Genomic DNA, 17,276 nt, shown 5'->3' with positions numbered 1-17,276 from the left:
TTAAAAATGGCAATTCCAAAATTAACCGGTTATGCGCTGCCAACGGCGGCCGATCTGCCAGACAACAAAGTGAGCTGGGCGTTTGAGCCGGAGCGCGCGGCGCTGCTGATCCACGATATGCAGGAATATTTCCTCAACTTCTGGGGCGATAACTGCCCGATGATGGAGCAAGTGGTGGCGAACATCGCCCAACTGCGCGATTACTGCAAAAAGCATAACATTCCGGTCTACTACACCGCGCAGCCGAAAGAGCAGAGCGATGAAGATCGCGCCCTGCTGAACGACATGTGGGGACCGGGCCTGACCCGTTCACCAGAGCAGCAGCGTATTGTCGCGGCGCTTACTCCGGACGAAGCCGATACGGTGCTGGTGAAATGGCGCTACAGCGCGTTCCACCGCTCGCCGCTGGAACAGATGCTCAAAGAGACGGGCCGCAATCAGTTGTTGATCACCGGTGTGTACGCGCACATCGGCTGTATGACGACCGCGACCGACGCTTTCATGCGCGATATCAAACCGTTCTTTATCGCTGACGCACTGGCCGATTTCAGCCGCGAAGAGCACCTGATGTCCCTCAAATACGTGGCGGGCCGAACCGGTCGCGTGGTGATGACTGACGAACTGTTGCCGTCCGTGCCGGCAAGCAAAGCGGCCCTGCGCGCCGTCGTGCTGCCGCTGCTTGATGAATCCGACGAGCCGATGGATGACGAGAACCTGATCGATTACGGTCTGGACTCCGTGCGCATGATGGCTCTCGCGGCTCGCTGGCGGAAAGTGCATGGCGATATCGACTTCGTGATGCTGGCGAAAAATCCGACTATTGATGCCTGGTGGGCGCTGCTTTCCCGCGAGGTGAAGTGATGGCCGGATTCGATTTTACCGGCAAAACCGTCTGGGTGACGGGGGCCGGAAAAGGCATCGGGTACGCCACCGCGCAGGCCTTTGTGGAGGCGGGGGCGCGGGTGATGGGCTTTGATCTCGCGTTCCCTGAGCAGGATTACCCGTTTGCCACTGAAGTGCTGAACGTGGCGGATGCTACCGAGGTGAACGAGGTTTGCGGGCGCGTGCTGGCGACCATCGATCGCCTCGACGTGCTGGTTAACGCGGCAGGGATTTTGCGCATGGGGGCGACGGATCAGCTCTCGCAGGACGACTGGCAGCAGACTTTTGCGGTTAACGTCGGTGGGGCGTTCAATCTGTTCCAGCAGACGATGGGCCAGTTCCGCCGTCAGCAGGGCGGGACGATTGTGACGGTCGCCTCTGACGCTGCGCATACGCCGCGCATCGGCATGAGCGCGTATGGCGCGTCGAAAGCGGCGCTTAAAAGCCTGGCCCTGACGGTCGGGCTGGAGCTGGCGGGCAGCGGCGTGCGCTGCAATATTGTCTCGCCTGGTTCGACGGATACGGACATGCAGCGCACATTGTGGGTGAGCGACGACGCCGAGCAGCAGCGCATTCGTGGATTTGGCGAGCAATTTAAGCTTGGCATTCCGCTGGGTAAAATCGCGCGTCCCCATGAAATTGCCAATACCATTCTGTTCCTCGCCTCGGATCTGGCCAGCCACATCACGCTGCAGGATATCGTGGTGGACGGCGGCTCAACCCTGGGGGCGTAGATGATCTGGAAACGTCATTTGTCCCTCGAAGAGCTGAACGCCACCAGTCACAACACCATGGTGGCGCACCTCGGGATGGTTTACACGCGTATTGGTGACGACACGCTGGAAGCGGAAATGCCGGTCGATGCGCGAACGCATCAGCCGTTTGGTCTGCTGCACGGCGGGGCTTCGGCAGCGCTGGCGGAGACACTCGGTTCAATAGCCGGTTTTCTGATGACCCGCGACGGGCAAAACGTGGTGGGTACGGAGCTGAACGCCACCCATCATCGTGCCGTTTCACAGGGAAAAGTGCGCGGTGTGTGTCAGCCGCTGCACCTGGGGCGTCAGAACCAAAGCTGGGAGATCGCGATCTTTGACGAGCAGGGGCGGCGCTGCTGTACCTGCCGGCTAAGTACGATGGTGCTCGGGTAATTTGGTTGCGTGGGATTGCCCGGTAAGCGTACAGCCACCGGGCAATCTTCGTCTTACAGCATTGAAACCACCCGCTTTAACAGGCGAATGCGTGGCTCAATCGAGGCTTTATCCAGCCACTCGGCAGGGCTATGGAAACCGGCGCCGATCGGCCCGAAGCCGTCGAGAGTCGGAATGCCGAGCGCTGCCGTATGGTTGGCATCGCTGCCTCCGCCCACGGCCTGCCAGGTGATGTCGATTCCTTCCTCTTTGCCAGCCTTTTCCACCTGCTGCATCAGCGCCTGAGTCGCTTCGCTGGCCGCCATCGCAGGCTTGTGATTAACGCGGGTAAGCGTGGTCGTCACTCCCTTCAGAAAACCGTTTTCGCACAGGGCGGTGAGCGCGCGATGCACACGAGTGTCTTCATCATTTTCCCAGAAACGCACATCAAGCTCCGCGACGGCGCTGTCCGCCACCACGTTTGCCGCGCTACCGCCGTTGATCACCCCGACGTTGAGGGTGGTGCCGCGATCCCAGTCTGCCAGGGCATTGATGGCGATAACGCTGTTAGCGAGGGCGGTGATCGCCGAACGGCCTTTCTCCGGATCGTTCCCCGCGTGCGCCGCCACGCCGCTAAACGTCAGATGATATCCGGCCATCCCTTTACGGGCTTTCACCAGTGAACCGTCGGCGCGGGCGGCTTCGCACACCAGCACGCAGCGGGCGCGCTTGGCCAGCCCGCCGATCCATTCGTGAGAGTAAACTGAGCCGGTCTCTTCGTCCGGATTCATCGCCACGGCAATAGAAAGGCGCGCTTTGTCGGCGGCATCCAGTTCGCGCATCGCCCACAGAATATTGAGTAACCCGCTTTTCATGTCCGAGACGCCCGGCCCGTACAGACGGGTATCATCCTCGCTCATCGGGCGCTCCGCGACGGTGCCCGGCGCAAAGACCGTATCCAGATGGCCCACCAGCAGGACATCCAGCTTTTCTGCGTCGGGTTTATTGCAGACCAGCACGCCGGGGCCGACCTGCTCGCCAAGATTCACCCGCTCGGTGTGCCAGCCCTCCTGCTGCCACAGTGATTCCATAATGCCGGCAACGGTGGCAACGCCTGCCAGAGTCTGGGTCCCGCAGTCTACATTCACCAGGGTTTTCAGTTCGTTGATGTAATGGTCAAGATTCATGGTTCCGTCCTGTTCAGAGAATAATGCGCATCAGCAGCATGGCTAAGAAGGCGTTGATGACCGAAATGGCAATCATCAGAGGAATGCGTTTGGCGCGGGTTCCGATCACGCCAAGAATGCGGCCCAGATACTGGACCTGAGAACCCATCAGATAGATGGCCGGGGCGAGAATTGCCAGATGTTCGCCGCTCAGAATGCCTTTATCAAACAAGCCGATAGCGACACCAATACCGCCGCCCATCGACATCCAGCCGCCAATCAGCACTGCGGCCGCTTCACCCGGCAGGCCGAACAGCCCCATCAGCGGGGCGAAAATCATCCCCAGCCCTTTGAGTGCGCCGGTGATCTCCAGCGCTTTGATGATGATAAAAGCCATCACCACGTTCGGCAGGGTACTGCTGGTGGCGATGCTCCAGCCTTTACGCGCGCCCTCGACAAAAACATCGGTAATGACGGGATTGGATTGCGGTGCACTCATGAGGCTTCTCCTTCTGCCTGTTGGGCCACGGCGGCTTTGTTACCGGTGAGTAAGAGGATCAGGCGCAGGATGTTGGCGCCGACGATTTTCATGATGAACATCACGGCGACACAGGTGCCGATGGAGGTCGGGACGGCGGCGGTGCCGTCTATCGCGATCAGGGTGAACAAAATGGCGCCGGAGGAGAAGAAGTTGGTGATCATCGCCCCCGCCGAGAACTGGAACATCGCAAAGACGTCTTTCTCGTTTTCGCTGATTTGCCCTTCATCGGCGAGATTACGGGTGAGCGACGCGCCGACATCGGTGCTTTGCAGGCTGCCGATCAGCGCCAGTCCGGTGGTGCCCGGAATGCCAATCAGCGGGCGCAGCAGAGGCGTCAGCAGTTTACGCGCCGCCCGCAGCGCGCCGTAATGTTCCAGCACGTTGATCATGCCGAGTGCGAACATCACCGCCGGAATCAGCCCCAGCGCAAACAGAAACCCGTCCATCGCGCCGCTGCCGCCGGTACCGCGAAAGGCACTGGTCGCCGTGGTCAGAGTGCCGTCTTCGAGGCTGGCTTTGCTGACCACTTTGCCGAAAGCCCCGTTGAGCGTGGTGAAATCAAACACGCCGTACCACTCTTTTCCCCCTAACAGGCCGGAGAAGAAAACGGCGGCGAAAGCCAGCGCAAAATAGGCGCCGGGCCCTACCTTATAGTCCTGAGGTATTGAACTTTTCATATCCTTTTCCTTGTTAACGTGCGAATACACAAGGGTATTTTGTTGATTATTTGCTCAGATAAGATGATTCAAATCATTTCGACAGGGGGCTTTGCCAGGAAAAAACCAAAAATGTGACGGGGGAGGAGAGAGGAAAACGCACGCGGAAGGCACGAAAGTGATCCGCTTAACACTGTGGCGTAAATATCTGGTTTGACCACACATTATTGCGTTTCAGAGTTGTTAAATTTTAAGCAGTGATCTAGAAACAAAATGTAACATCTCACTGTTTCACGCTAACGGACAACAACTATGAATAACTCAGGGAAATACCTCATCTGGGCAGTGCTCTCCGTTGTGGGCGCATTTGCTCTGGGCTATATCGCCCTCAACCGTGGTGAACAGATCAATGCGCTATGGATTGTCGTCGCTTCCGTCTGCATTTATCTGATCGCGTATCGTTTTTACGGGCGCTTTATTGCTGACAAAGTGTTGGCGGTAGATGGCACGCGCATGACACCTGCGGTTCGTCATAACGACGGGCTGGACTACGTCCCGACGGATAAAAAAGTGCTGTTCGGCCACCATTTTGCGGCGATTGCCGGAGCCGGGCCGCTCGTCGGGCCGGTGCTGGCGGCGCAGATGGGCTATCTCCCTGGGATGATCTGGATCCTCGCGGGCGTGGTGCTGGCCGGTGCGGTGCAGGATTTTATGGTGCTGTTCGTCTCGACCCGCCGCGACGGGCGCTCGCTCGGTGAGCTGGTGAAAGAGGAGATGGGCGCAACGGCAGGGGTGATCGCCCTGATCGCCACCTTTATGATCATGGTGATCATTCTGGCGGTGCTGGCGATGATCGTGGTGAAAGCCCTGACCCACAGCCCGTGGGGAACGTACACCGTGGCCTTTACCATCCCGCTGGCGATTTTCATGGGGATCTACATTCGCTATATCCGCCCTGGGCGCATTGGTGAAGTGTCGGTGATTGGCCTGTTCTTCCTGGTCTTCGCGATTATCTCCGGCGGCTGGGTGGCGGAAAGCCCGATCTGGGCGCCGTACTTTGACTTTACTGGCGTGCAGCTGACCTGGATGCTGGTGGGCTACGGTTTTGTGGCGGCGGTTCTGCCGGTCTGGCTGCTGCTGGCCCCGCGCGATTACCTCTCCACCTTCCTCAAAATCGGTACTATCGTAGGGCTGGCGATCGGGATTCTGATCATGCGCCCGACCCTGACGATGCCGGCGCTGACCAAATTTATCGACGGTACCGGCCCGGTCTGGACCGGTAACCTGTTCCCGTTCCTGTTTATCACTATCGCCTGTGGTGCCGTTTCGGGCTTCCATGCCCTGATCGCATCTGGCACCACGCCGAAGATGCTGGCCAATGAAAATCAGGCCTGCCTGATTGGCTACGGCGGTATGCTGATGGAGTCCTTCGTCGCGATTATGGCGCTGGTCTCTGCCTGCATTATCGATCCGGGCGTGTACTTTGCGATGAACAGCCCGATGGCGGTGCTGGCGCCGGCCGGAACCGTTGACGTGGTAGCCTCTGCGGCGCAGGTAGTGAGCGGCTGGGGCTTTGCGATTACGCCGGAAACCCTGACCCATATCGCTAACGAAGTGGGGGAACAGTCGATTATCTCCCGTGCGGGTGGTGCGCCGACGCTGGCGGTGGGGATGGCCTATATTCTGCACGGCGCGCTCGGCGGGCTGATGGATGTGTCGTTCTGGTATCACTTCGCCATTCTGTTCGAGGCGCTGTTTATTCTGACGGCGGTGGATGCGGGGACGCGCGCGGCGCGCTTTATGCTGCAGGATCTGCTGGGGGTTATTTCGCCGAACCTCAAACGCACGGATTCGCTGCCCGCCAACCTGCTGGCAACGGCGCTGTGCGTGCTGGCGTGGGGTTACTTCCTCCATCAGGGGGTCGTCGATCCGCTCGGCGGGATCAATACCCTGTGGCCGCTGTTCGGTATCGCTAACCAGATGCTGGCAGGCATGGCGCTGATGCTCTGCGCGGTGGTGCTGTTCAAAATGAAGCGTCAGCGTTACGCGTGGGTGGCGCTGCTGCCAACGGCGTGGCTGCTGATCTGTACGCTCACCGCAGGCTGGCAGAAAGCGTTTAGCCCGGACAACAAAGTCGGCTTCCTCGCGATCGCCAATAAATTCCAGGCGATGATCGACAGCGGCAAGATCCCGGCGCAGTATACGGAGTCGCAGCTGTCACAGCTGGTGTTTAACAACCGTCTGGATGCCGGGCTGACAATCTTCTTTATGGTGGTGGTTGTGGTGCTGGCGTTGTACTCTCTGAAGACCGCGCTGGCGGCACTGAAAGAAGACAAGCCGACCGCGAAAGAGACGCCATACGAGCCGATGCCAGAAAATCTGGATGAGATTGTGGTTCAGGCAAAAGGGGCACATTAATCATCATGCCGGGTGGCGCTTGCGCTCACCCGGCCTGCTATTTTCACCACTCCGGGAACCGAATCATGTTCGATACCTTATCCAAAGCAGGGAAATACCTCGGCCAGGCGGCCAAAATGATGATCGGCGTGCCGGACTATGACAACTATGTCGAGCATATGCGGGTCACTCATCCGGACCAGACGCCAATGACCTACGAGGAGTTTTTCCGCGATCGTCAGGACGCCCGTTACGGCAGCAAAGGTGGGGCGAAGTGCTGTTAACCCTCTTTCGGGTGATACAGACTGATCTGTTCCTGCGTGCAGCCATAAATGGCCGCAAGTTTTTCACGCGTGCGCTTTTGCGGGCGTGAGTCGATCGCCTCGAGCTGTGAAACGGCAGACTGACTGATGCCCAGTTTGTCGGCAACGTCCTGTTGAGATAAGCCGCGCAAAATACGCCATGCAGCCTGCAGACTGACATTTTCTTTATGCATCACGTCGCAGACATCACCCGGTATCTCGACATCATCATAGGTATCGTGCTCACACTCGATATCTTCCAGATCGCTATCCCTCTCGTCATCGTTTTCCGACAGCTGTAAACACATGCGCGAATATTCATGCCAGGGGATCACCACAAACTGCGTTGTTCCTTCATCATCCTGAATTAGCTGAACAGCCATAGGGCACAATCTCCTCATGCAGATAAGTGGTTGAGGTTCTGCGTTTAACAGATATGACCAGGCACTCGTCATACGCATCACCTCTTATGGTGAAAACAATCCTGTAATTGCCGCCTCTCAGGCGGTAGTGATTTTCCGGAATCGTTAATTTTCTGATGTCCGGAGGGGGAGCCGATCGATCATTGAATTCAGAGAACTTATGAAGAATGCGTTTCTTCGCATGAGGTTCAATCCTGGCGAGCTCTCTTTCTGCGTTTTTTGACCAACAAATCGATTTGAATCTACGCACTTTACACCCACAGTTTTTATAAGGAAATAATAAGACTATTAGACAATTTCCGAATTTCTTATGGGCACTGTAAGGCTCAGAATTTGCTGATGAAAGAGGGAAAATGGAAGGCCGCGAGGCCCCTCGCAAGCGCCTCCGTCAGGCGACAGAGGCGTGCAAAAAACCTGGCATCAGGGCGGCAAAAAAGTCTCAGGCATTGAGGCCGCCATCCACATCCAGACCGGTGCCGGAGATTTGCCCTGCCGCTGGGCTTGCCAGGAAGGTGACCGCCGCCGCGATATCTTCCGGCTGGCCGTAATGACCGATGGCGATCAGCTGGCGCTGAGAGTCGGCCTGCTCGCCATCTTCCGGGTTCATGTCGCTGTTGGTAGGGCCGGGATGGACCAGATTGACGGTGATGCCGCGCGGTCCCAGATCGCGGGCCAGACCTCGGGTCAGGGAGTTAAGCGCCGATTTCGTCATGGAATAGACCGCAATGCCTGGCTGGGCGACGCGGTTGGCGAGACAGCTGCCGATATTAATGATGCGACCGCCGTCAGACAGATGGACCAGCGCGGCCTGGGTGGCGATCACCACGCCGCGAATGTTGACGTTGATAAGGGCATCAATGTCCGCAAGCGTCATGGACTCCAGCGGACCGCCGCGCGCAATCCCGGCGTTATTGACCAGAATATCCAGCCCACCGAGCGTGCGTGCCGCCTGCGTAACGGCATCCTGAATGGCCTCTGCGCTGGCGCTGTCTGCCTGAATGGCTTCGCTGTTGCGCCCCAGCGCCGCTATCTCTGCGGCGACGGCCTGAGCTTTATCGGCGGATTTTTCATACGTAATAACCACGTCGGCCCCGGCCTGAGCCAGGGATAGCGCGATGGCACGGCCCAAACCACGACTGGCGCCAGTAACCAGCGCCTTCTTACCCGTTAAATCGATCTGCATGATGACCTCGTTGCGAGAGTGGTGAGAATCATCATTAGGTATAGACGGTCGAAGCGATTAGCGGCTGAGGTTTTCCACCTTCACCAATGCGGCGTAAAGCGACTCGGGCGTAAGTGTCACCGGCAAGGAGTGAATCGACTCCACCGGGCGCAGCGTATGGGCGATCACCTTATCCAGTTCAGCGCGGTTGTTAATATCCACCTCCAGTTCGCGAAGGGTCGTTGGCAGATGAAAACGCTGATACGACGCAATTAACTGCGCGAGAACATCGTCCTGACCGAGCAGGGCGCTCTGCACCAGAATGCCGTAGGCCACTTTGGTGCCGTGGAGGAATTTTTCGGTCTGCGGCAGAACCGTTAAACCGTTATGCACCGCATGTGCAGCCGCCACGCGGGTATAGCGCTCGCCCAGCCCGCCAACCATCCCGCCACCGGCGATAATGGCGTCGACCACATCGCGAAACGCCTGGGTTTGTTCGCCGCGCGCCTGATCGGCCAGCGCCTGCTCGCTGCTCTCCAGCAGCACGTCGCGGATCGCCAGCGCGCCGTTAATGCCAAGCCGCACTGTCAGAGGCAGCGCTTCCGGTTTCGGTGCCAGCACCACCGCTTCGTACCATTTCGCCAGCGTGTCGCCGATACCCGCCAGCAGGTATTCCGCTGGGGCGTTGAGGATGATCTGTGGCTCGACCAGCACCAGGAAGTTGGCGTCATCGAAAATCTCAAACTGAAGCGCCTGACCGGCATCGTTGTACCACACGGACAGCGGCGTCCAGGCCGCGCAGGTGGCGGCGATAGTCGGAATGCCGACGAACGGCACACCCAGACGACGCGCCACGGCTTTGACCGTGTCCATCACTGCGCCGCCGCCCACGCCGATCACCACGCTGACGTCATCACCCGCGTCATTCACCAGATGGGTGACATCGCGCTCGCTGCAGTGGCCTTTAAACAGCAGATGCTTCGCGCCTGCGGCGTGGAAGCTGTCAGGCAGGAACGGGCGGGCGCCTTCGATGGCGCGTTCACCGTAAATCCACACCGCGCGGGACAGCTGTTCCGGGGTGAAGAAATCGCTCAGGCGCGCAAGGCTGCCGTTGTGGGAGAAGTAGTTTGCCGGGCCGGGTACGACGCGAATATCAGTGTGACTCATGAGGGTGTCCTTTTTGCGAAGCGCTAACCCGATGTTATGTCTGGACATCCGGATGGCTAATAATATTTAGCTTTATCTTATGCCTTTTCTATCATTGCCAGTCAACCCGAGCTGTGAAAAATTCCATAAATCAAAATATTAAATAAGAAGGAATGACAGCGGATGGGTTCCAGTCGCCTTGAGATGCGCGGTATCAGCCTGGCCTTTTCCGGCTTTCAGGCGCTGTCGCGCGTGGATTTCACCCTGACGGGCGGTTCTGTCCATGCGCTGACGGGGGCCAACGGGGCGGGGAAATCGACGCTGATGGCGGTACTCTGCGGCACGCATGACCACTACGAGGGCGAAATCAGCATTAACAATCAGCCGGTGGCCATTCGTGAACCGCTGGACGCCAAACGGCTGGGCATTCACCTGGTGCAGCAGGAGGTGGACGTGGCGCTGATCCCGGGCCTCAGTATCGCCGAAAACATTATGCTCGATAATCTGGCGCAGCCGGGCCATCGCTACCGCTGGCGCGCGATTCGCGAGCAGGCGCAGCAGGCCCTGGCGCAGCTGGATATCTCCCTTAATGTCCGTCGTTCCATCGATAGCTGCACCCTCGCCGAAAAGCAGCAAATTCTGCTGGCGCGGGCATTGTCGCATCACTGCCGTTTTCTGATTCTGGATGAGCCGACCGCACCGCTGGACGCGCACGAAAGCGAGCGCCTGTTCGCGGTGGTCCGACGCCTGCAACAGCAGGGGATCGGCGTGGTGTTTATCTCCCATCGCATTCATGAGCTGAAAGCCATTTGCGACACCTTAACGGTGCTGCGCGACGGCAAGCTGATTGAGTCCGGGCCGATGGCGTCACTCTCCGGTGAAGACATCGTCGAGAAGATGCTCGGCCATGAACTGAGCGACATCTATCCGCCTGCGCGACCGCCGCACAGTGACGAAACCTTGCTGCGCGTGGAAGGGCTGCACGACGAAGCGCTGCTGAAAGATATCTCCCTGCACCTGCGCAAGGGCGAAATTCTTGGCATTGCCGGGCTTGCCGGGGCGGGGAAAACCGAGCTGTGCAAAGCGCTGTTTGGCGCCTCGAAAAGCCGCGTCGATCGCGCAGAGCTGAACCATCAGCCGTGGCAGCCGCGCGATCCGGCGGATTCTGTATTGCGCGGGCTGGCGCTGGTGCCGGAAGAGCGGCGCAAAGAGGGCATTTTTATCGATGAGCCGGTGAGCATGAATCTGGCCGTTAGCGCAGATCACAGCTTCTCGCGCTGGAGCCTGTTTGGGCATCGTCAGGCGTGGCGCTGGGCTGAGGAGGTGATCGCCCGCGTCGGTATTCGTGCGCGGGGGCCGGGGCAGGTTCTACGTCGTCTGTCAGGCGGCAATCAGCAGAAAGTGGCGATTGGCAAATGGCTGCGCGGCAACGCCAGCGTACTGATTTTTGACGAGCCGACCAAAGGCGTGGACGTGAAGGCCAAAACCGATCTGTTCCAGCTGATTGATGGTCTGGCGCGCGAAGGCAAAGGGGTGATTTATGCCTCCGGCGAATTCGCCGAGCTGGTGGGATTATGTGATCGCATCTGCGTGCTGTGGGACGGGCGCATCGTGGCGGAAGTCGCCGGGGCACAGGCCCGCGAAGAGACATTACTTTATTATTCAACCGGAGGTACGGCGTCGTGAGCAAGGCCCTTTCAGTGAATGCGACGGCGTCGGGCCGTCAGCAGTTTTTCGATTTTCTCTACAAATGGGGCATGTTGCTGACCGTTGTCGCGCTGGTGGCGATTTTTGGCATCGCATCGGACAACTTCCTCGATCCTTTTAACATCATCAATATTTTACGTTCCATCGCCATTGTGACGGTGATTGCCATCGGGGTGTCGATCTCCCTGACCGTCGGCGGGTTTGATCTCTCCGTAGGCTCGACGGCGTCGCTGGCCAATGCGCTGGTGATTTCACTCTTCGTCTGGCACGGCTACGGCACCACCGAGTCGATTCTGATCACCCTGGCGCTCTGTACGCTGGTCGGGCTGTTTAACGCCTTCCTGATTGTCATTCTGCGGATTCCGGACATGCTGGCGACCCTCGCCAGTCTGTTTGTGATTCAGGGCGTGGCGATGACCTACAGCTACGGCGGATCGATTACCGAAAACATGGTACTGCCGAGCGGTGACATGGCTGAAGGGACCATTCCGGCAGCGTTCGGGCTGCTCGGCCAGGTGCCGACCATTGTGATCATCATGCTGGTGGTGACGGTGCTGGCGCAGCTGGGTCTCTCCCTGACCACCCACGGACGACGCATGTACGCCATCGGCGGAAACCCGGAAGCGGCGCGTCTGTCTGGAATTCGTACCACGCGCTACAAAGTGGCGGCGTATGTGATTGCCTCTCTGCTGGCCGGGTTAGGCGGCATTTTGCTGGCGTCACGCATTGGATCTTCTCAGGTCAATGCGGGCGGCGGTTATCTGATGGACGCGGTAGCCGCGGCGTGGATTGGCTTCTCGCTGGCGGGTTCCGGTAAACCCAACGCACTGGGAACTCTGGTGGGGGCGGTGATTTTAGGCGTGCTGTCGAACGGGCTGGTGATGCTCTCGGTTCCGTATTACGCCATGGACATTATAAAAGGGCTGGTGCTGGCAGTGGCACTGGCGATTACCTACATACAAAAACGTTAACAACACAATGGGATAACAGAATGAAAAAAATAGCACTCTCTTTGGTGGCGCTGGGGTTACTGACCGCGTTACCGGGTTACGCGGCCACCCCGGCCCCCGTTCCAGCGGCGATTGCCAATCATGACGGTCCGATTCGTATCGCGGTGATCCGCAACCTTGGCTCCGACGACAACACCACGCAGTTTGTCTCGGGCGCGATTCAGGAAGGGAAAAAGCTCGGCTTTAAAGTCAGCACCTTTTTAAGCAACGGCGATGACGCCAAATTCCAGGATTTCGTCAACCAGGCCATCAGCCAGAAATATGACGGGATTATTCTCTCCCAGGGCCGCGATCCCTACTCCACGGCGCTGGTGAAAAAGGCCGTGGATGCCGGGATCAAAGTGGCGGTGTTTGATACGGCCGTCAACGGTGAGATTCCGGGCGTGACCGTCACCCAGCAGGATGATGCCTCCCTGACGAATCTCTCCTTCGGCCAGCTGGCGAAAGATTTCAACGGCAAAGCCAATATCATTAAGCTGTGGGTCGCGGGTTTCCCGCCGATGGAGCGTCGTCAGGCGGCGTACCAGGCGCTGCAAAAAGAGTATCCGGGCATCAAAGAGCTGGAGTCAATTGGCGCGGTCTCCTCTGACGTGCAGGGCGATACGGCGAACAAAGTGGGCGCGGTGCTGGCGAAATACCCGAAAGGCCAAATCGATGCGATCTGGGGAACCTGGGATGCCTTCAGCCAGGGCGCTTACAAAGCGCTGAAAGAGAATGGTCGCACCGAGATCAAACTCTACAGCATCGATATTTCGAACCAGGATCTGCAACTGATGCGTGAATCCGGCAGCCCGTGGAAAGTGAGCGTGGCGGTTGACCCGAAACTGATTGGTGCCACTAACGTGCGCCTGATCGCCAATAAAATCGCAGGTGAAACCACGCCAGCGACCTACGACTTTAAAGCGGCGGCAATTCCGCAGGCGCTGCTGGCGGCCCAGCCGGGTGCGGTCAATGTGGCATCACTCGGGAAAATCATTCCGGGCTGGGGCCAGACCGAAGATTTCGTCGCGCCGTGGTTTGCGACCCTGGAAGCGAAGAGCAAATAATATTGCCCGGTGGCGCTGCGCTAACCGGGCCTACGTTCTGTAGGCCGGAGAAGGTGTAGCGCCATCCGGCAAAAGGAACGGATATGTCCTCTCAATTACCTACACCGGAATACAGCCGCAATATGCGGCTCATCGGTCACAGCGATCAGGGCGGTCGCCCGGACGGCGTTCAGCTGATGGTCCATCGCGGCTTTGCCTACATCGGGCATATGGTGTCGCAGGGCTTTTCCATTGTCGACGTACGTGACCCGAAAAATCCCAAAGCGGCGGGCTACGTGGCTGCGCCGCCCGGCACCTGGAATGTGCATCTCCAGGCCCATGACGATCTGTTACTGGTCATCAACGCCCGCGATCTGTTTGCCGACGCCCGTTTTGCCGATGAAAAGGTCTACTACACCCGCCAGGTAGGGCAGACCGTCAGCGACGTGCAGGACAAAGGCTGGAGCGCGGGGCTGCGAATTTTTGATATCTCCACGCCGGACAAACCGCGTGAAATCAGCTTCTTGTCCCTCGACGGGATCGGCATTCATCGCATCTGGTACGTCGGCGGGCGCTGGGCGTATGTCTCGGCGCTGATCGATGGCTTTACCGACTACATTTTCCTGACTATCGATCTTGCCGATCCGCGCAAACCGGAAGTGGCAGGCCGCTGGTGGCTGCCGGGGATGAATCAGGCGGCAGGCGAACAACCGGGCTGGCCGGAGGGCAAACGCTACGCGCTGCATCATGCGATCATCGCGGGCGATACCGCCTACGGCAGCTGGCGCGATGGCGGGCTGACCCTGCTGGATGTGAAGGATAGAACCCAGCCGAAGCTGATTAGCCATCGCAACTGGAGCCCGCCATTTGGCGGTGGAACGCATACCGCGCTGCCGCTGCCCGACCGGGACCTGCTGGTGGTGCTGGACGAAGCGGTGCTCGATAACCAGGAGGACGGTGAAAAGCTGATCTGGCTGTTTGATATCCGCGAGCCGTCGAACCCGGTCAGTATCTCGACCTTCCCGCAGCCGGAAGAGACGGATTACGTGGCGAAAGGGGCGCACTTCGGGCCGCACAATCTGCACGAAAACCGGCCAGGGAGTTTTATCAGCTCGACGCTGATTTTCGCCACCTATCAGAATGCAGGCGTGCGCGCGTACGACATTTCGAATCCGTACCGCCCGGTGGAAACCGGCGCGCTGGTTCCGGCCGCGCCGGAGAAGATGATGGACACACGCCCTCATCGCCCGCAGGTGATTCAGTCATGCGACGTGTTTGTGGATGCGCAGGGGATTATCTACAGCACGGATTACAACGGCGGGCTGTCGGTGATTGAGTATCTGGGATAAGTGTGACAGGCCGGGCAGGCGACATCGCCACCCGGCAAGGGTTACGGAATCAGCTGTACTGGCGAACACGCGCCACGAGTTCTTCGGCGCTGTCGATTCGGTCGGCAATCACAATCAACGCTCTGCCGAGCGTAATGGCGTGGCGCAGGCACTCGTGGCGCATTGCTTCGTCCGCAATGGTGTCGATATCCGCCACGTGCGACAGCCCAACGCTTCGGCGAATCAGCTCGGTGCCGCAGAAACCGATGGCATCGGTCCAGACCTTTTTCAGAAATTCTGACGCATAGCCCGGCACGCTCAGGGCCGCATCGCGGGTTTTTTCACGTGCCAGCGCCTGGAAACGTTCCGCGAAGGTGTTCCACAGCTCCTGAATATCCGTCAGACGCTGCTCGCGGGCGGCAGCGGCATCGCGAATACCCAGATGGCCCGGCAGACCGCAGAAGTTCAGCAGCAGATTGCCGATGGCGGTGCCGATATCAAAACCGATCGGCCCGTAATAGCCGAACTCGGCGTCAATCGCCTTCAGGCTGCCCTCTGCGACAAAAATCGAGCCGCTGTGAATATCGCCGTGCAGAAGCGCTTCGGCCTGCGAGAAGAAACGGTGCTTGAGCGAGGCGACGGCAATTTTCAGCCGATCGTCACTGCGCAGGGCGGCCACGTCCGCTTCCAGCGCCGCCGGATAGTTATTGCGCTCGTGGATCTGGTACGGATCGTTAAAGAACAGATCCTCGGTGATCTCACACATTTCCGGGTTGATGTACTTCGCCACCTGCGCCTTTTTGACGTGCGGATGGAGGTAAAAATCGCTGGTGTGGAACAGGGTGTGAGCGAGATATTCACCCAGCTGACGCGAAGCCTGCGGGTACCAGACGCCGCTAATCAGCTCGCCGCGCCAGATTTTATGGCTGGAGAGATCTTCCATCACCATCACCGCCAGCTCCGGGTCGTAATGGTGGATTTTGACCGTGTGCTGCGGGCTGTGCTGGTAGTGCTCGACCAGGGTTTGCGCTTCGAGGCGGGCGCGATCCAGCGTCAGTGGCCAGGACTCACCCACGCAGCGCACGTAAGGCAGCGCCTGCTTGACGATGATACGGCTGACGCCGTCGGCATCGAAAATTTTAAATACCAGATTGAGGTTGCCGTCGCCCACTTCCTGCGCCTCCACCAGCGATGATGGGTCATCAAGGCCGCCGAACTGCTTTGCATATTCCACGGCATCCTGGGCGGTAAAGGTACGGTATTGCGACATTGCCTGTTCCTCATCAGTTCTGGTAATAAAGACATTTAGACGTCTATACATCTGAATTTTATCCTGACACAATGTGATACAACAACGCAACAGAGAATTAACGACATGCAGACATTACAGACGACAAGCCTGCGGGTGGCGGGTAATCAGCTATTTATTCTCGACCAACAGGCGCTTCCGCAGGAGAAACGCTGGCTGGATGCCTCCACGGTAGAGGCGCTGGTCGGCCACATTCACGCGCTCAGAGTACGCGGCGCGCCGCTGATTGGGCTGTCTGCGAGCCTTTTGCTGGCGCTGCTGGCCGAGGCAGGGAAAAGCCGAGACGAGCTGGCGCTAGCCCTCGACACCCTGCGGGCGTCACGCCCAACAGCCGTGAACCTGATGAACAATCTCGATCGCATGAAGCAGGCGCTGTGGCAGGAGGATTTTGTCCCTGCGCTGAGCGCTGAGGCCCTGCGGCTGATCGATGAGGATAAGCAGCTTTGCGACGCCATCGCTCGCGCCGGAAGCGAACTGGTGAAACCTGGAAGCCGTCTGCTGACCCATTGCAATACCGGTGGCCTGGCGACTGCGGGCGTCGGTACGGCGCTGGGGGTTATTGCGGTTGCCCATCAGCAGGGAAAAATCGCTAATGTCTGGGTGGATGAAACGCGCCCGCTGTTGCAGGGCGGCAGACTTACCGCCTGGGAACTGGGCGAGCTAGGCGTACCGTATCAGCTGATCACCGACTCCATGGCCGCTAGCCTGATGGCGAAAGGGCAGGTGGACGCAGTGTGGGTCGGGGCGGATCGCATAGCCGCCAACGGCGATGTGGCGAACAAAATCGGCACTTACTCTCTGGCGGTACTGGCGAAATTCCACGGTATTCCCTTTTATGTCGCAGCACCGCAAACCACGCTGGACCCGAACTGTCCGAACGGTGATGCCATCCCTATCGAGCAGCGCGCGGCCAGCGAAGTAACGGGTGTTGCCGGGAGTTTTGGCGCGGTGCAGTGGGCGCCGGAAGAGGCGAAAGTCTACAACCCGGCGTTTGACGTAACGCCTGCGGCGCTGATCAGCGGGTGGGTGCTGGATACGGGCGTGGTGTGGCCGGAAGCGGTGGCAAAAGGGGAATTCGCCTGAGTGCGGTTATCCT

At 58.8% G+C, this 17,276-nt stretch carries 18 protein-coding genes; 10 read left to right on the top strand and 8 right to left on the bottom strand.

Annotated elements, in window-relative coordinates; all coding sequences use genetic code 11:
* Nucleotides 1-6: 6 nt before the first annotated feature.
* Genes OVA10_RS18780 through entH form a run of 3 tightly spaced genes read left to right on the top strand, consistent with a single transcriptional unit; the run spans nucleotide 7 to nucleotide 2,030 of the window.
* Nucleotides 7-861, top strand: a complete 855-nt coding sequence (locus OVA10_RS18780; RefSeq protein ID WP_231276295.1) for an isochorismatase — start codon at nucleotides 7-9, stop codon at nucleotides 859-861.
* Nucleotides 861-1,616 (top strand): 2,3-dihydro-2,3-dihydroxybenzoate dehydrogenase EntA, encoded by a 756-nt coding sequence (entA, locus tag OVA10_RS18775; RefSeq protein ID WP_268196594.1) that lies wholly within the window; start codon nucleotides 861-863, stop codon nucleotides 1,614-1,616. Before OVA10_RS18780 ends, entA begins: the two co-directional genes overlap by 1 nt.
* Nucleotides 1,617-2,030 carry a proofreading thioesterase EntH gene (entH, locus tag OVA10_RS18770; protein WP_268196593.1) on the top strand — a complete coding sequence of 138 codons (414 nt, stop codon included), beginning with the start codon at nucleotides 1,617-1,619 and terminating at the stop codon, nucleotides 2,028-2,030.
* Nucleotides 2,031-2,083: 53 nt separating this feature from the next.
* Here the strand turns inward: entH and OVA10_RS18765 are convergent, their stop codons facing one another.
* Genes OVA10_RS18765 through OVA10_RS18755 form a run of 3 tightly spaced genes read right to left on the bottom strand, consistent with a single transcriptional unit; the run spans nucleotide 2,084 to nucleotide 4,393 of the window.
* Nucleotides 2,084-3,196: a M20 family metallopeptidase gene (locus tag OVA10_RS18765; protein ID WP_123429301.1), complete on the bottom strand. Its 1,113-nt coding sequence runs from the start codon at nucleotides 3,194-3,196 to the stop codon at nucleotides 2,084-2,086.
* 13 nt (nucleotides 3,197-3,209) lie between these two features.
* On the bottom strand, nucleotides 3,210-3,674 hold the full coding sequence (locus OVA10_RS18760; RefSeq protein WP_100777266.1) for a YjiG family protein: 465 nt from the start codon (nucleotides 3,672-3,674) through the stop codon (nucleotides 3,210-3,212).
* Nucleotides 3,671-4,393 carry a nucleoside recognition domain-containing protein gene (locus OVA10_RS18755; protein ID WP_100777265.1) on the bottom strand — a complete coding sequence of 241 codons (723 nt, stop codon included), beginning with the start codon at nucleotides 4,391-4,393 and terminating at the stop codon, nucleotides 3,671-3,673. Before OVA10_RS18755 ends, OVA10_RS18760 begins: the two co-directional genes overlap by 4 nt.
* Nucleotides 4,394-4,684: 291 nt before the next feature.
* On the opposite strand from OVA10_RS18755, the gene cstA reads away from it, so the two are divergent.
* Nucleotides 4,685-6,790 carry a pyruvate/proton symporter CstA gene (cstA, locus tag OVA10_RS18750; RefSeq protein WP_181827465.1) on the top strand — a complete coding sequence of 702 codons (2,106 nt, stop codon included), beginning with the start codon at nucleotides 4,685-4,687 and terminating at the stop codon, nucleotides 6,788-6,790.
* A gap of 65 nt (nucleotides 6,791-6,855) precedes the next feature.
* Nucleotides 6,856-7,053: a YbdD/YjiX family protein gene (locus OVA10_RS18745; protein ID WP_100777263.1), complete on the top strand. Its 198-nt coding sequence runs from the start codon at nucleotides 6,856-6,858 to the stop codon at nucleotides 7,051-7,053.
* Here the strand turns inward: OVA10_RS18745 and OVA10_RS18740 are convergent.
* The 4 genes from OVA10_RS18740 to OVA10_RS18725 form a co-directional block, all read right to left on the bottom strand.
* A complete protein-coding gene (locus OVA10_RS18740) occupies nucleotides 7,050-7,454 on the bottom strand; it encodes a helix-turn-helix domain-containing protein (RefSeq protein WP_268196592.1) in 405 nt (134 codons plus the stop codon). The genes OVA10_RS18745 and OVA10_RS18740 overlap by 4 nt on opposite strands.
* Nucleotides 7,429-7,743, bottom strand: coding sequence for a type II toxin-antitoxin system RelE family toxin (locus tag OVA10_RS18735; RefSeq protein ID WP_326493399.1), 315 nt, complete (start codon nucleotides 7,741-7,743; stop codon nucleotides 7,429-7,431). The genes OVA10_RS18740 and OVA10_RS18735 overlap by 26 nt, the downstream gene beginning before the upstream one ends.
* A gap of 189 nt (nucleotides 7,744-7,932) precedes the next feature.
* A complete protein-coding gene (locus tag OVA10_RS18730; protein ID WP_100777261.1) occupies nucleotides 7,933-8,676 on the bottom strand; it encodes an SDR family NAD(P)-dependent oxidoreductase in 744 nt (247 codons plus the stop codon).
* A gap of 57 nt (nucleotides 8,677-8,733) precedes the next feature.
* Entirely contained in the window at nucleotides 8,734-9,822 is a 1,089-nt protein-coding gene (locus OVA10_RS18725) for an oxidoreductase (RefSeq protein WP_268196591.1), read from the bottom strand.
* Between the two features lie 162 nt (nucleotides 9,823-9,984).
* Between OVA10_RS18725 and OVA10_RS18720 the strand changes: the two genes are divergently transcribed.
* The 4 genes from OVA10_RS18720 (at nucleotide 9,985) to OVA10_RS18705 (ending at nucleotide 14,892) form a co-directional block, all read left to right on the top strand.
* Entirely contained in the window at nucleotides 9,985-11,487 is a 1,503-nt protein-coding gene (locus OVA10_RS18720) for a sugar ABC transporter ATP-binding protein (protein WP_100777259.1), read from the top strand.
* Nucleotides 11,484-12,479, top strand: coding sequence for an ABC transporter permease (locus tag OVA10_RS18715; protein ID WP_149044983.1), 996 nt, complete (start codon nucleotides 11,484-11,486; stop codon nucleotides 12,477-12,479). Before OVA10_RS18720 ends, OVA10_RS18715 begins: the two co-directional genes overlap by 4 nt.
* A 20-nt stretch (nucleotides 12,480-12,499) precedes the next feature.
* On the top strand, nucleotides 12,500-13,564 hold the full coding sequence (locus tag OVA10_RS18710) for a sugar ABC transporter substrate-binding protein (RefSeq protein WP_100777257.1): 1,065 nt from the start codon (nucleotides 12,500-12,502) through the stop codon (nucleotides 13,562-13,564).
* Between the two features lie 83 nt (nucleotides 13,565-13,647).
* Complete coding sequence (locus OVA10_RS18705; protein WP_181827467.1) at nucleotides 13,648-14,892, top strand: LVIVD repeat-containing protein; 1,245 nt, start codon at nucleotides 13,648-13,650, stop codon at nucleotides 14,890-14,892.
* A gap of 49 nt (nucleotides 14,893-14,941) precedes the next feature.
* On the opposite strand, the gene mtnK is transcribed toward OVA10_RS18705, so the two are convergent.
* Nucleotides 14,942-16,141 carry an S-methyl-5-thioribose kinase gene (gene mtnK / locus OVA10_RS18700; protein WP_100777255.1) on the bottom strand — a complete coding sequence of 400 codons (1,200 nt, stop codon included), beginning with the start codon at nucleotides 16,139-16,141 and terminating at the stop codon, nucleotides 14,942-14,944.
* Between the two features lie 105 nt (nucleotides 16,142-16,246).
* Between mtnK and mtnA the strand changes: the two genes are divergently transcribed.
* Nucleotides 16,247-17,263 carry an S-methyl-5-thioribose-1-phosphate isomerase gene (gene mtnA, locus OVA10_RS18695; protein ID WP_181827468.1) on the top strand — a complete coding sequence of 339 codons (1,017 nt, stop codon included), beginning with the start codon at nucleotides 16,247-16,249 and terminating at the stop codon, nucleotides 17,261-17,263.
* Nucleotides 17,264-17,276: the final 13 nt, after the last annotated feature.

This window comes from Lelliottia sp. SL45, assembly GCF_026672535.1.
GTDB lineage: Bacteria > Pseudomonadota > Gammaproteobacteria > Enterobacterales > Enterobacteriaceae > Enterobacter > Enterobacter nimipressuralis.
The sequence above is the reverse complement of the archived record's forward strand: the minus strand, read 5'-3'. Positions and strand labels throughout refer to the sequence as shown.

Coding starts and splice junctions, on each gene's coding strand:
- OVA10_RS18780 (WP_231276295.1), top strand. CDS start 7: ATGGCAATTCCAAAATTAACCGGTTATGCGCTGCCAACGGCGGCCGAT.
- entA (WP_268196594.1), top strand. CDS start 861: ATGGCCGGATTCGATTTTACCGGCAAAACCGTCTGGGTGACGGGGGCC.
- entH (WP_268196593.1), top strand. CDS start 1,617: ATGATCTGGAAACGTCATTTGTCCCTCGAAGAGCTGAACGCCACCAGT.
- OVA10_RS18765 (WP_123429301.1), bottom strand. CDS start 3,196: ATGAATCTTGACCATTACATCAACGAACTGAAAACCCTGGTGAATGTA.
- OVA10_RS18760 (WP_100777266.1), bottom strand. CDS start 3,674: ATGAGTGCACCGCAATCCAATCCCGTCATTACCGATGTTTTTGTCGAG.
- OVA10_RS18755 (WP_100777265.1), bottom strand. CDS start 4,393: ATGAAAAGTTCAATACCTCAGGACTATAAGGTAGGGCCCGGCGCCTAT.
- cstA (WP_181827465.1), top strand. CDS start 4,685: ATGAATAACTCAGGGAAATACCTCATCTGGGCAGTGCTCTCCGTTGTG.
- OVA10_RS18745 (WP_100777263.1), top strand. CDS start 6,856: ATGTTCGATACCTTATCCAAAGCAGGGAAATACCTCGGCCAGGCGGCC.
- OVA10_RS18740 (WP_268196592.1), bottom strand. CDS start 7,454: ATGGCTGTTCAGCTAATTCAGGATGATGAAGGAACAACGCAGTTTGTG.
- OVA10_RS18730 (WP_100777261.1), bottom strand. CDS start 8,676: ATGCAGATCGATTTAACGGGTAAGAAGGCGCTGGTTACTGGCGCCAGT.
- OVA10_RS18725 (WP_268196591.1), bottom strand. CDS start 9,822: ATGAGTCACACTGATATTCGCGTCGTACCCGGCCCGGCAAACTACTTC.
- OVA10_RS18720 (WP_100777259.1), top strand. CDS start 9,985: ATGGGTTCCAGTCGCCTTGAGATGCGCGGTATCAGCCTGGCCTTTTCC.
- OVA10_RS18710 (WP_100777257.1), top strand. CDS start 12,500: ATGAAAAAAATAGCACTCTCTTTGGTGGCGCTGGGGTTACTGACCGCG.
- OVA10_RS18705 (WP_181827467.1), top strand. CDS start 13,648: ATGTCCTCTCAATTACCTACACCGGAATACAGCCGCAATATGCGGCTC.
- mtnK (WP_100777255.1), bottom strand. CDS start 16,141: ATGTCGCAATACCGTACCTTTACCGCCCAGGATGCCGTGGAATATGCA.
- mtnA (WP_181827468.1), top strand. CDS start 16,247: ATGCAGACATTACAGACGACAAGCCTGCGGGTGGCGGGTAATCAGCTA.